This is a genomic window from Sphingobium sp. DC-2 (assembly GCF_000722555.1).
GTDB lineage: Bacteria > Pseudomonadota > Alphaproteobacteria > Sphingomonadales > Sphingomonadaceae > Sphingobium > Sphingobium quisquiliarum.
In genome coordinates this window covers 41,986-55,487 of record NZ_JNAC01000024.1, presented here as the reverse complement: position 1 = coordinate 55,487, position 13,502 = coordinate 41,986, and the positions used below count along the sequence as shown (strand labels likewise).

The following is a 13,502-nucleotide window of genomic DNA, read 5'->3' as shown; positions in this document are numbered from 1 at the left end:
TCAGTCGCGTTTCAGCAGGATGATGGTGCCCACGGACGCGATCACGCACAGCATCGACACTTCATAGCCCAGCGAAAATGCACCTACCCATGTGGTCAGCAGTAAAAGCAGCAGGGCGCTGGCGGGCGTGAAGATCATCCATGGCCGTGCCGCGCCGGTCCTGCGCCAGCGGTCGGCGACCTGCACGATCGCAAGCAGCAGAGCGAGGCATGTCGCCAGCACGCCTGCTCCGGCAAGCGAAATACCACCCACGGCGAAGAAGGGAACGACGAATGCGGCCCATCCCGATGGCGGCAATCGCAACGCCAGTTCATCCAGCCGGTCAGCAATCTCCGCGATCAGCAATGCCAGCAGCAGAAGGAAGAAGCCGGTCGCGGGCCACAGCAGTTCAATCGGCACCAGCGCGATTGCGCCAAGAGCCATTCCCGCTATTCGGACCTGCATCGCGGGAACCTGCGTTCGCATCAGCGCCGGGCTTGCCAGACGCGCCAGCGGTGCCAGCAGATAATGTTCGGCCAATCCCCGCACATATGTGGCGCGGGAACCGGAGGACATGACGGTCTGTGCGGCGACGTCCGCCTCCGCCTGCGTTTCGACGAGCGCCACGCGCCCGGTCAGCAGGTCGTCCTGCGGCACGGTTACCCTCCGCGCGCCGCTCTGCACCGCCGCGCGGACCAGGGTCAGCGACAGGTCCCAATCGCCGATCATGTCCAGCGTCCCGAACAGCAGATCGGGGCTGACCCGCGCCAGCCCTGCCCAGCGCTGCCCGGCATCGATGCGCTCGAACGGCGCGCTGGCGCGGCTGTCGTCAGTTACCAGCAGGGCATTGCCCTCCCGCTCGGCCATGGCATCGAAATGGCTTTGCGCGACGACGACGCCGTCAGCGACCAGCAGGACGTCCGTGTCGCGCGGGGCATCCCGCACCATCGACACCATGTCGCGTACCAGAGCAACGGGAATGCCGTCGGCGCTCAACCGGTCCACGGCCTGCGACAGGGCGGGCGTTATCACGCTGACCAGGATCATGATCCTGTCCGCCCCCGCCCGCGCCGCCTGCCGCGCCTGATATTCCACCAGCGTCTGCCCGGCGAAATGCAGGCTCGCGCGCAGTGCTCCGCTGGAATCGCCGGATGCCCGGCTGGCGCTGAGAATGGCCGCAAATGTCATGCTGCGATGGAACCGACCCGTGCTTGTGAGGCCCGCCTTTTCGCAAGGAGAAGCCGTCCGCGCAAGCGCCGCGCGTCAGCCGTTGCGAAGCCGGTCCAGCGTCATGCGCATCTGCCGCAGGACGCGCGGGTCGCCTGGCGCGCTGCTGGCCGCCTCATCCGCGATCGCCATCAGGCTGGTGAGGCCGAAGCTCGCTGCCAGCCCCTTGAGCCGCCACGCCGCCAATTCCCAGTTCGCGTCGCAACGGGCGCGGCGGAGCAGGTCCAGCTGCCGCTCGGCGCTCTCCATGAACGCCACGCGCAGATCGGCGATTAGCGCGATATCTTCGCCGACCGCTGCGGCAAGTGCGGCATCCAGGGCGCCAGGATCATAGGACATGGGGTCAACGCTATCGGGCTTGCGTTAAGTTTTGGTAACGGGGCATTTTGTTGCGCTGAAAAGCTGTTAGGATGGGTGCATGACCGGGGGCAGCACAATCGTCGAATTTTGGCGCAACAAGAGCATAGCGACCACCAATGAGTCGCAGGCGGAGGATGATCTGCAATCGAAGCAGGCCCTCCAGGATCTGGAGGCGGAAAGCGAAGCCATCGCCAGGGATGAGCGCGCGGCGCGGCGGACGGCCATGGCCTTCGCGGTGCTTGGCGCGGCATGGCTTGGCTTTGCCGGCTGGGCGACCATCAGCACGGGACAATGGCGTGCCGGTCCCGCCGCATGGCCGGGCATCGTGGCGGCGATCCTGGTCCCCATCGTACTGCTTGGCCTCTGCTACCTGCTGATGACCCGCAACAGCCGGGCCGAGTCGCGCCGCTACCTGAACAGCGCGCGCGCGCTGCGCACCGAAACGGAAATGCTGGAACTGCGGCTTGCGCGGATCAATGCCCAATTGGCGAGCGCGCGGCAGAACATGCATGATCAGGCGGAACTGCTCGACAGCTATGGCGCGGCCGCCAGCAGCAATATGGAAGCCTCCGCCGAACTGATCGCCAGCCGCGCGAACAGCACGACGGAAAAGGCGGAAGCGGCGGAACGGGCGGGCGCTGCGCTGGCGGCGCGGATGGATGCCCTGATCGCGTCCATGCCGGACCTTGAGGAACGCGCCACCCGCATGGCCGCCCAGATCAGCGACAATGGCCACGCGCTTGCCGAGCGAATCGACACGCTCGAAGCGCGCCTGCACGCCATTGGCGAACTGTCGGACGATACGCGGGCACGAACGCTTTCGGCTACCAAGAGCCTGTCCACCCAGCTCACCCAACTGCGGGAAGCGACCCGTTCCGCCAGCGAGGAAGTCAATGGCCTCGCCGATGTCGCGTCCGGCCGCATCGACGCCACGGCCCAGAGCGCGCGCAAGGCGATGGAGGAAGGCTGGCAGGATCTGGAACAGAAATCCGCCATGCTCGACAGCCTGATGGGGCGGACCAGGGACAATCTGTCTGCAACGACCCAGTCCGTTGCCGCGATCCTCACGGACCAGCTGGAAGCGGCGGAGGCTGACGTCCGGCAGCGGCTGGAAGCCTCCCTCGCCCATGCCCGCGGCATCATGGCCAGCGCGGATCAGGATCTCACCGCCCAGGCAGGCGCGCTGCGATCCCTCGTCGAAACCGCGCAGGCGGGCATCTCCGCCACCAGCCAGAACGCTACCGCCGCCCTTGCCAGGGATGCCGAAGCGATCGAGGCGGAGTTCCGCCACCGGATGGACGCCGCCCTGGCGCGGGCGAAAGAAGGCATGGCCGCCACGGATCACGGCCTCGCCCGGCAAGCCGAAGCGGTCGACGCCCTTATCACCCGCTCGCGCGCCAGCATCGACAGCATCAGCAACGAAACCGTGTCCGGTCTTGCCGACCATATGGGCGAGATCGAAAGCAGGCTTCACCAGATCAACGATCTGGTCGATGGGCAGCGGACGCTTGTCGCGGGGCTGCACGCCACCCTGGGCGAAGCGGTCGACAGCGCCCAGGCGCGTTTCGCCGCGCTGGAAGACGCCGCCTTGTCGCGCAATGAGCGGCTGACCGAAGCGCTGACCCGCCTGACAGCGGAAACGCAGAGGATCGACAGTTCGCTGGCAGCGGGCGGTGTCACCGCCGAAAAGCTGATCAGCTCCGCCGAAACCCTGCTGGTGGCGCTCGATTCGAGCGTCCGCGAATTGGACGAGACCTTCCCGGCGGCGCTGCAACGCTTCGACGCGCGGATCGAAACCAGCCGGACCCTGCTGGAAAGCGCCGCACCCGAACTGGAACGGCTGGAGGCCATTTCCGAGGCATTGGTCGGGCGCACGCAGGAAGCGGAAGAATTGCTGCGTGGACAGGGCCGTCGCCTCACCGAATGGCTGGAAAGCACGCAGAGCGGCGTCGAAGCCAATCGCGAACTGGTGGAGAAACTTCGCACGGCCCTCGACAACGCGCATCAGGACGCGACGCGCATCACCGAAGGGGCCGGGCCACTTCTCGTCACGGCCCTTCTGCGCGTCAAGGACACTGCCGATCAGGCAGCGGAGCGCGCGCGCCAGGCGCTCGGCCGGGCCATTCCCGACGCCGCCCAGTCCCTGGCCGACGCAAGCGAGCAAGCCTTGCAGCGCGCCATTGATGACAAGGTCACCGCGCAGATCGAAATGGTCGCGCGAGTCGCCGAAGAAGCGGTGAAGGCCGCACATCAGGCATCCGACCGCCTGACGCGCCAGCTGCTGACGATTGCCGACACCAGCGCCAGCGTCCAGTCGAAGATCGAGGAAGCCGAACGCGCGGCCGAGGAGCGTGACCGCGACCATTTCGCCCGCCGTGCCGCCTTGCTGATCGAATCGCTCAACAGCACCGCCATCGACGTCACCAAGATCCTGTCCAACGATGTGACGGACTCGGCCTGGTCCTCCTATCTGAAGGGCGATCGCGGGGTTTTCACCAGACGCGCGGTGAAGCTGCTCGACGCCGGAGAGTCCCGCGAAATCGCGCTGCACTATGACAATGACCTGGAATTTCAGGATCATGTGAACCGCTACATCCATGATTTCGAATCGATGCTGCGGATCATCCTGTCGGCGCGTGATGGCAATGCGCTGGGCGTCGCCATCCTGTCGTCTGACATGGGCAAGCTCTACGTCGCCCTCGCGCAGGCCATCGAGCGGCTGCGTCAATAAGAGCGAAGCGCTGCATGGGGAGAAGGTGCGATAGCCCTCCCCGGCCGCTTGCAACACCGCGAGCGCTCGTGGCGACGTGGGGCCCGCCGGTCCATATTCCTGCGCTGGCGGACAGTTGCTACTCATCAAAGGCTTCGGAGATCGAGCGCCTCGCGCGGCAGGCGGATCAGCGCAAGTTGCTGATCATCATGCTGGCGATCAACGCCATCATGTTCTTCGTCGAGTTCGGGGCGGGCATCGTTGCCGGTTCAACCGCTCTGATGGCCGACGCCACCGGCATGCTCGCGATGCGCTGGTCTATGCCATCAGCCTCTACGCGCTTGGCAGGACGGAACGGTGGAAGGCGGGCGCGGCCTTGTTCAAGGGGCTGTTTATCCTGCTGCTGGGCGTTGGCATCGCCATCAGCGTGATCGTCAAGATTCAGTCCGGCATGCCGCCCTCGCCCGTACTGACGCTCGCCTTTGGCGCGCTCGCTTTGGTTGCCAATCTCTATCGCCTGCGTTTGCTCTGGCCCTTCCGCAGCGAAGATATGAACATGGCAAGCACATTCGAATGTTCGCGCAACGATGTCATTTCGAACAGCGCCGTGCTCATTGCGGCGGCTGCGGTCGCCCTGCTGCAATCGCCTTGGCCTGACATAGCGATCGGTTCCGCCATGGCGCTGCCGCTCCTGCGAGCGGCCTGATCCGCATTGCGCTATGCTGGCCCGGTCACGACAACCGGACGAACTGATCCAGCGTCACCCAGCCCTGAACATAGTTGGCGTAGTAGATCCCGAACAACACCGCCGACAGGATCGTCGCCCGAATGGCGACAATGCCGGGACGGAAATTGCTGGGCGCGCTGTCCGCCTGTCCTTTCAGTATCACTTCGCCCGTTTCGTCGGGCGTCCTCAGTCCGAAAGGCAGCACGATGAAAGCGCTGATCACCCAGAACAACACATAGATGGCGAAGATGGCATACCAGTTCATGATGCTGTCTTAGGCTCGAATGAGCAGCACGTCGACCACGGGCTTCTTGCCGGTCCAGCGCGTCGCCGTCCTCCGCACCGCCAGCCTGACCCGCTCGCGCAGGGCTTCCTCGTCCAGCGAGCCCTTGGCGACCGCCGCGACGGCCTCCTCCGCTGCTTCATCAAGAAATGCCGCCTTGTCTTCTTCCACCGGCACGCCCTGCGTCCGTAGCGCCGGCGTCCCAAGGACCCTGCCCTTGCCGTCGAGCGCCACCGCGACGCTGATCTGGCCATGCAGCGCCACCTTGCGCCGCTCATTCATCGTCGCGCCGTCTGCGGGCAGGATCACGTCACCGTCCAGCACCAGTCTGCCGGTCGCTTCATGCCCGATGATCTCCGGCCCGTTGGGGGCCAGACGCAGCAGGTCGCCATTGGATTGCACCACCGCGTGGGGAATGCCGCTGGCAAGGCCCAGCCGCGCCTGCTCGGCCATGTGCCTCCGCTCGCCATGCACTGGCAGCAGGATCTGCGGGCGAACCCAGCGATACATCGCCTCCAGCTCCGGCCGCCCCGGATGCCCGGAAACATGCACCTCGGCCTGACGGTCCGTGACCATCAGCACACCCTTGGCCGCGAGCGCATTCTGGATACGGCCGATGGCGATTTCATTGCCGGGGATCTGCTTGGAGGAAAATACGACCGTGTCGCCAGCATCCAGCTTGATCGGATGGCTGTCGAACGCGATGCGCGACAGCGCGGCCCGCGCCTCTCCCTGGCCGCCGGTGGCGATGATCATCACCTCATTATGCGGCAGGGCCATCACATCGTCCCAATCCACGGTCGGCGGAAAGTCCTTGAGATAACCCGCCGCCTTGGCGGTCGAGATGATGCGGTCGAGCGAACGCCCCGCGACGCACAGCCGCCGCCTGGTGGCGGCCGCCACCTCGCCCAGCGTCTGCAATCGCGCGGCATTGGATGCAAAGGTCGTGACCAGCACGCGGCCCTTCGCGCCCGCGACCGTCTGCATCAACCCTTCGCGAACGTCGCCTTCCGATCCGCTCGCTTCGGGATTGAAGACATTGGTGCTGTCACACACCAGCGCCAGCACGCCTTCATCACCGATCGCGGTCAATTCCTCCGGCGTCGACGGCTGGCCCAGCAGAGGCTTCTCATCCAGCTTCCAGTCGCCCGTGTGGAATATCCTGCCATAGGGCGTGTCGATCAGCACGGCATTGCCCTCCGGGATCGAATGCGCCAGCGGCACATAGCGGAAGCCGAACGGACCGAGCGCGAAGCTCCCCTCATTCTCGATGACGTTTAGCTCGACCTCGCTGGTCAGCCCCTCTTCCTCCAGCTTCAACCGGATCAGGCCAGCCGTGAACGGGGTCGCATAGAGCGGCACGCCTAGATCCGCCGCCAGATAGGGCAAGGCGCCGATATGGTCCTCATGCCCATGGGTCAGCACGATGCCCAGCAGGTCGTCGCGCCGCTCCTCGATGAAGGTCAGGTCGGGCAGAACCAGTTCGACGCCCGGATAGGCGGGATCGGCGAAGGTCAGGCCCAGGTCGACCATCACCCATTTACCCTGGCAGCCATAGAGATTGACATTCATGCCGATCTCCCCCGACCCGCCCAGGGCCAGGAACAGCAGCTCATTTCCAGGTGTCATCAGTCTTTCAAACTCCGTTCGTGCAGCAGCGCCAGCCCCATGATCGTCAGGTCCGGCACGATCGCATCGAAAATATCGCTATTCTCGTCAAAAAGGACGGCAAGGCCGCCCGTCGAAATCACCTTGGCAGGGCGGCCGATTTCGGCGCGCATCCGCGCCACCAGCCCTTCCATCATCGCCACATAGCCCCAGAATACGCCGATATGCATCTGCGCTTCCGTCGTTCGCCCGATAACCGATCGGTTCTCCGGCGGAGCGATGGCGATCTTGGGCAGCTTCGCCGCCGCAGCAACCAATGCATCAAGGGACAGGTTGATGCCAGGGGCGATGATGCCGCCCTTGTAGCTCCCCTGATAATCAACCACGTCGAAGGTCGTCGCCGTCCCGAAATCGATGACGATCAGGTCGCCTTCATAAAGGTGGTGGGCAGCGATGGCGTTTACAACCCGGTCAGCGCCGACCGAAGCAGGCTCCGCAACGTCCAGTTCAATGCCCCATTCCACCGGAGCCTGTCCCGCGATCAGCGCCGGCACCTTGAAATATTTCTCGGCCAGCACCTGCAAATTATGCAACGCCCTGGGAACGACCGTTGCAATGATAACCGCATCGACATCATTGATCTTGTGGCCTTCCAGCATCAGCAGCTGGTTCAGCCAAACGGCATATTCGTCTGCCGTCCGGCGCGGGTCGGTCGCAATGCGCCAGCGCGCGCGGATTTCGCGCCCGTCCAGCAGCGCGAAAACCACATTGGTGTTGCCCGCGTCGATCGCGAGAAGCATGGCCGGTCCTCGAATTCAGATGAGAAATATGTCGCCCGCATGAATGGCACGCGTGTCGCCATTCGCCAAGCGGAGGATCAGCATTCCCTGCCGGTCCAGCGTATCGAACGCACCCTCGATCACCTGACCGTCGGGTTGCACGACACGCATCGGCGTTCCGGCCGGATGGGCGTTGAGCAGCCAGTGCGTCAATACCGGCTCCAGCCCCTGCGCCCTCCAGATCGCCAGCCAATGAGCGAACAGATGGGCCAGCCGCTCAAGCAGCAGGCCCGCGTCAGTCTCCGGCGCGCCTTGTGCCGTCAGGCTCGTCACGGGCCGGTCGAGCCCCGCCGGATGTCCGGCCACATTGACGCCGATGCCGACGACGATCGCGTCGCCCGCCCGCTCAAGCAATATGCCCGCGATTTTCGCGCCATCCACCAGCAGGTCGTTCGGCCATTTGATCTGCGCCTGCCCCTTGCACAGCGGTGCGATCAGCGCATGGACCGCGTTGGCCGCGACCAGAGCCAGGGTGTGCGCCAGCGGGTCGCCAGCGTGCAGCCGGACGAGGGTCGAACAATGAAGGTTGCCTTCCGGGCTTTCCCAGGAACGGCCCATCCGCCCCCGGCCGCCGGTCTGGCGCGCCGCCCGCAGCCATGTGCCTTCGGCAGCGCCCTGCTCCGCCAGCGCCAGCATGTCGGCGTTGGTGGAGCCGGTCTCCTCGACGAAGCGGATGCCGGTCAGAATAACGACGCCGCAGCCACCGCGCTGGCATGATCAAGCGCCGGATTGAGAAGGTAGCCGACCACGATCACCACGGCACAGGCCGTCAGGATGACATTCTCAACCGGGCCGCCCCGTGACTCATAGGCGTCGGCAGGCTCATCGAAATACATCGTCTTGATGATCTTGAGATAATAGAAGGCGCCGATCACCGAAGCGGCAATGCCGAACACCGCCAGCGCCGTCAGGCCCGCCGCGACGGCGGCATCGAACACCAGGAACTTCGCCCAGAAGCCGAAGAGGGGCGGAATGCCCGCCATGGAGAACATGAAGATGGCGAGCGCCGCCGCCAACCCCTTGCGCGACTGCGACAGTCCGGCCAGGCTGGCAATGCTCTCGACCGGACGGCCTTGTGCATCGCGCATTTGCAGGATGCAGGCAAAGCCGCCGATGGTCATCACGACATAGATTGCCATATAGCTCATCGTCGCCGCCACGCCCGCGGGCGTCGCTGCGGCCAGACCGATCAGCGCGAAGCCCACATTGTTGATCGACGAATAGGCCATCAGGCGCTTGATGTTGGTCTGCCCGATGGCCGCTACCGCGCCGAAGATGATGGAGGCGAGCGCCACGAAGATCACGATCTGCTGCCAGTCCAGCCCGGCTGGACCCAGCGCCTCGATCGCGACGCGTACGGTCAGCGCCATGGCGGCGACCTTGGGCGCGCTGCCGAAGAAGGTCGTGACCGGCGTCGGCGCGCCTTCATAGACGTCCGGCGTCCACATATGGAACGGCACGGCGCTCATCTTGAAGGCCAGGCCCGCCAGCAGGAACACCATGCCGAACAGCTCGCCCCTGCCCACGCCATCGCCCATTGCGACGGCGATGCCGTCAAAGCTCGTGCTGCCGGTAAAGCCGTACAGCAGCGCGATGCCGTAGAGCAGGATGCCGCTCGCCAGCGAACCCAGCACGAAATATTTCAGGCCCGCTTCGGACGAACGTTCATCCTGCCGCATGAAGCTCGCCAGCACATAGGCGGCAAGGCTCTGCATCTCCAGGCCGACATAGAGCGTCAGCATGTCGCCCGCCGACACCATCATGCCCATGCCCACGCTGCTGAACAGGATGAGGACCGGATATTCAGGCCGCAGCGCGCTTCCAGCAAGGAAATAGCGCGGCGCGAGCAGGATCGCCGCGCCAGCAGCGGCATAAATCAGCGCCTTGGCAAAGACCGAGAAAGCATCGGCGCGGACTAGCCCGTCAAAAGCAACGGGCCCATTGGCCACGGAGGTCGACAGGGCGAGGCCCGCAACCAGCAGGGTCAGGACCGACAGCCAGTTTACGACGCGCGCGGCCGCGTCACCGCTAAAGGCGGCGATCATCAGCAGCACGAGACCGCCAGCGGTCAGGATCAGTTCCGGCAGGACAGCCAGAAGGGAAGCGGATTCAATCATCAGTGCGCCTCCCCATGCGCTGCTTCTTCTTCATGATGAGCCTGCGCCGTGGGAATGGCGGGCCCCATCTTGATCTTGGAATCCCCCGCCGGAGCGGCAGAGGCAATGCGAGCTTCCAGCGCGCGAATGTCTGACCGCATCGGCGCCAGGAAGCTTTCGGGATAGATGCCCATCCACAACACGGCGGCGGCGATCGGCGCCAGCAGCCAGATTTCGCGCGCCGACAGGTCGGGCATGGCCGCGGCGTCGGCATTCTTCTGCTCGCCATAGGCGATGCGGCGGTAGAGGTAGAGCATATAGGCCGCGCCCAAGATGATGCCCGTGGTGCAGACCAGCGCCACCCAGGTCGACACCTGGTAAATGCCCATCAGCGCCAGAAATTCGCCGACGAAGTTGCTCGTGCCCGGCAGGCCGATCGAAGCCATGGTGAACAGCAGGAACAGCACCGCATATTTAGGCATGTTGATGCTGAGGCCGCCATAGCGCGAAATCTCACGCGTATGCAGGCGGTCATAGATGACGCCGACGCACAGGAACAGCGCGCCCGACACGAGGCCGTGGCCCAGCATCACCATCATCGCGCCCTCGATGCCCGCCTGGTTGAAGGCGAACAGGCCGACCGTCACGATCGCCATATGCGCGACCGAGGAATAAGCGATCAGCTTCTTCATGTCCGTCTGCACCAGCGCGACGAGGCTGGTATAGACGACCGCGACCATCGACAGTCCCCAGATCAGCCAGGCAAGCTGCGCCGAAGCCTCCGGGAACATAGGCAGCGAGAAGCGGATGAAGCCGTAACCGCCCATCTTCAACAGCACGCCCGCCAGGATGACCGAACCGGCGGTCGGCGCCTGAACGTGCGCGTCGGGCAGCCAGGTGTGGACCGGCCACATCGGCATCTTCACCGCAAAGCTCGCGAAGAAGGCGAGGAACAGCCAGACCTGGACCTGCGGATCGAAATTATAGGTCATCAGCGTCGGGATGGCGGTGGTGCCAGCTTCATGCACCATCCACATCATCGCGATCAGCATCAGCACCGATCCGAGGAGCGTGTAAAGGAAGAATTTGTAGGAAGCGTAGATGCGATCCGCCCCGCCCCAGATGCCGATGATGAGGTACATCGGGATCAGGCCAGCCTCGAACATCACGTAGAAGAGGTAGAGATCCTGCGCCGTGAAGACGCCGATCATCAGCACCTCCATGAACAGGAATGCGGCCATATATTCGCCAACGCGCTTTTGGATCGCTTCCCAGCTCGCCCCGATGCAGATCGGCATCAGGAACACGGTCAGCATGATCAGCACCAGCGCAATACCGTCAATGCCCAGCGCCCAGGCGAACCGGCCGAAGATCGGCGCATATTCCTGGAACTGCCACTGCGCCCCGCTGCCCGACTGGTCGAAATTCGCCCAGAGCAGGATACCGAGCGCCAGATCGACCAGCGTCGCCAGCAACGCGATCCAGCGCGCCTGGTTGGCGCCCGCATAAAGACAGGCGATGGCCCCCGCCATCGGCACTGCCATCATCAGGGAAAGGATGGGGAAGCCGTCCATTATCGTGTCATCGCCCAGGTTGCGGCCGCGGCGAGGCCGATCAGCATCACCAGCGCGTATGTGTAGAGGTAGCCGGATTGCAGCCGGCGGGTGACTTTATTGCCCTGCACGACCAGAGCAGCGAGGCCATTAGGCCCGAAGCGGTCGATGAAGCCCACGTCGCCGAACTTCCAGAAGAAGCGGCCGATGGCGAAGGCAGGCTTGACGAACAGGAAGTTGTACAGCTCGTCGAAATACCATTTGTTGAGCAGGAACTGATAAAGGATGCCGAAGTGGGCGACGAAACGCCGCGGCCAGTCGGTGTTCTTGATGTAGCTTAGCCACGCGATGACGAAACCCGTCAGCATCACCGCGAAGGGCGAGAACTTCACCCATACCGGCACTTCATGCGCTGCATGCATCAAATGGCTGTCGAACGCGAGAGCTCCCTTCCAGAACTCGACGCCGCCTTCGGCCCCGATGAACTGGTCATGGAAGATGAAGCCCGCGAACACCGCGCCCAGGCTCAGCACCACCAGCGGCAACAGCATGACCCAGGGGCTTTCGTACGGATGGTAGCCGCCCGTTCCGGCGGGCAGAGCATGCGCGTCCCTCTCAGCACCGTGCGGATCATGACCCGCATTCTCCTGCGCGGGCGCATTGTCATCCTCCGCGCCATGGCCATGGGTGGCATGATCGTCATGCCCATGGCCATGCGCGTCGTGGATCGCATGCTGAATATGCTCCGACGCGGCCCAGCGCGGTTTGCCGAAGAAGGTCAGGAACACCAGCCGCCAGCTGTAGAAGCTGGTGAGCAGCGCCGCGAACACGCCGACCAGGAATGCGCCGGTGCCATATCCGCCAGCCGCAAAGGCCGACTCCAGAATGGCGTCCTTCGAATAGAAGCCCGCGAAACCATAGCCCAGCAGCGGAATGCCGACGCCGGTGATCGCCAGCGTGCCCAGCGTCATCGTCCAGAAGGTGACCGGAATCTCCTTCCTCAAACCGCCATAGTAACGCATGTCCTGCTCATGGTGCATCGCATGGATGACCGAACCCGCGCCCAGGAACAGCAGCGCCTTGAAGAAGGCGTGGGTGAAGAGGTGGAACATCGCCGCGCCATAAGCGCCGACGCCCGCCGCGAAGAACATATAGCCCAGCTGTGAACAGGTCGAATAGGCGATGACCCGCTTGATGTCGTTCTGCACCGTGCCCACCGTCGCCGCGAACAGGCAGGTGGCCGCGCCGATGAAGGTCACGAAGCCCAGCGCCGTCGGCGAGGTTTCGAACATCGGGGACAGGCGGCACACCATGAACACGCCCGCCGTCACCATGGTGGCGGCATGGATCAGCGCCGACACGGGCGTCGGGCCCTCCATCGCGTCCGGCAACCATGTGTGCAGACCAAGCTGTGCCGACTTGCCCATCGCGCCGATGAACAGCAGCAGGCAGAGCACGGTCATCGTGTCGAAACGATGGCCAAGGAATCCGATGGTCGAACCGGCCATCGACGGCGCGGCGGCCAGGATTTCCGGGATCGAGATGGTGTCGAACACCAGATAGGTGCCGAAAATGCCCAGCATGAATCCAAGGTCGCCGACGCGGTTGACAACGAACGCCTTGATCGCGGCCGCGTTGGCGGAAGGCTTGCGGAACCAGAAGCCGATCAGCAGGTAGGAGGCAAGGCCCACGCCTTCCCAGCCGAAGAACATCTGCAACAGATTGTTCGCCGTCACCAGCATCAGCATCGCGAATGTGAAAAGCGACAGATAGGCGAAGAAGCGCGGCTGGTCCGGCTCCTCCTCCATATAGCCCCAGCTATAGAGATGGACGAGGCTCGATACGCTGGTGATGACCACCAGCATGACCGCCGTCATCGCATCGACACGAAGCGCCCACTGCGCATCGAAGCTGCCCGACTGAATCCAGGTGAAGGCGGGCGCGACATAGGGTTCCGCATGTCCGGTCAGGAAGCTGATGAAGATCGGCCAGCTCAGCGCGCAGCTGACGAACAGCGCGCCGGTGGTGATGATCTTCGCGGGCAGCTTGCCCAGCGCCTTGTTGCCGAGACCGGCGATGACAGCCGCGATGAGCGGGAGAAGGACGATAAGCTGGATCAT

The 13,502-nt window shown here is 64.2% G+C and carries 11 protein-coding genes; 2 read left to right on the top strand and 9 right to left on the bottom strand.

Annotated elements, in window-relative coordinates:
- A complete protein-coding gene (locus ET21_RS0103325; RefSeq protein WP_030538570.1) occupies positions 1 to 1,167 on the bottom strand; it encodes a hypothetical protein in 1,167 nt (388 codons plus the stop codon).
- Between the two features lie 75 nt (positions 1,168 to 1,242).
- A complete protein-coding gene (locus ET21_RS0103320; RefSeq protein WP_030538569.1) occupies positions 1,243 to 1,545 on the bottom strand; it encodes an Hpt domain-containing protein in 303 nt (100 codons plus the stop codon).
- A gap of 79 nt (positions 1,546 to 1,624) precedes the next feature.
- Here ET21_RS0103320 and ET21_RS0103315 point away from each other — a divergent pair, with 79 nt between their 5' ends.
- Positions 1,625 to 4,297, top strand: coding sequence for a hypothetical protein (locus ET21_RS0103315; protein ID WP_030538568.1), 2,673 nt, complete (start codon positions 1,625 to 1,627; stop codon positions 4,295 to 4,297).
- Positions 4,298 to 4,373: 76 nt separating this feature from the next.
- Positions 4,374 to 4,982, top strand: coding sequence for a cation transporter (locus tag ET21_RS28885; RefSeq protein ID WP_369291526.1), 609 nt, complete (start codon positions 4,374 to 4,376; stop codon positions 4,980 to 4,982).
- A gap of 25 nt (positions 4,983 to 5,007) precedes the next feature.
- On the opposite strand, the gene ET21_RS0103305 is transcribed toward ET21_RS28885, so the two are convergent.
- Genes ET21_RS0103305 through nuoL form a run of 7 tightly spaced genes read right to left on the bottom strand, consistent with a single transcriptional unit; the run spans position 5,008 to position 13,502 of the window.
- A complete protein-coding gene (locus tag ET21_RS0103305) occupies positions 5,008 to 5,268 on the bottom strand; it encodes a DUF1467 family protein (protein ID WP_021239957.1) in 261 nt (86 codons plus the stop codon).
- Positions 5,269 to 5,277: 9 nt separating this feature from the next.
- Positions 5,278 to 6,915 (bottom strand): ribonuclease J, encoded by a 1,638-nt coding sequence (locus tag ET21_RS0103300; protein WP_030538567.1) that lies wholly within the window; start codon positions 6,913 to 6,915, stop codon positions 5,278 to 5,280.
- Positions 6,915 to 7,694 (bottom strand): type III pantothenate kinase, encoded by a 780-nt coding sequence (locus ET21_RS0103295; protein WP_030538566.1) that lies wholly within the window; start codon positions 7,692 to 7,694, stop codon positions 6,915 to 6,917. Before ET21_RS0103295 ends, ET21_RS0103300 begins: the two co-directional genes overlap by 1 nt.
- A 15-nt stretch (positions 7,695 to 7,709) precedes the next feature.
- The gene (locus tag ET21_RS0103290) at positions 7,710 to 8,408 is read right to left on the bottom strand and encodes a biotin--[acetyl-CoA-carboxylase] ligase (RefSeq protein ID WP_272945209.1); all 699 of its coding nucleotides are present in this window, start codon (positions 8,406 to 8,408) and stop codon (positions 7,710 to 7,712) included.
- 5 nt (positions 8,409 to 8,413) lie between these two features.
- Complete coding sequence (nuoN, locus tag ET21_RS0103285) at positions 8,414 to 9,850, bottom strand: NADH-quinone oxidoreductase subunit NuoN (protein ID WP_030538564.1); 1,437 nt, start codon at positions 9,848 to 9,850, stop codon at positions 8,414 to 8,416.
- Positions 9,850 to 11,403 carry an NADH-quinone oxidoreductase subunit M gene (locus ET21_RS0103280; protein ID WP_030538563.1) on the bottom strand — a complete coding sequence of 518 codons (1,554 nt, stop codon included), beginning with the start codon at positions 11,401 to 11,403 and terminating at the stop codon, positions 9,850 to 9,852. Before ET21_RS0103280 ends, nuoN begins: the two co-directional genes overlap by 1 nt.
- Positions 11,403 to 13,502, bottom strand: coding sequence for an NADH-quinone oxidoreductase subunit L (gene nuoL, locus ET21_RS0103275; RefSeq protein ID WP_021239951.1), 2,100 nt, complete (start codon positions 13,500 to 13,502; stop codon positions 11,403 to 11,405). The genes ET21_RS0103280 and nuoL overlap by 1 nt, the downstream gene beginning before the upstream one ends.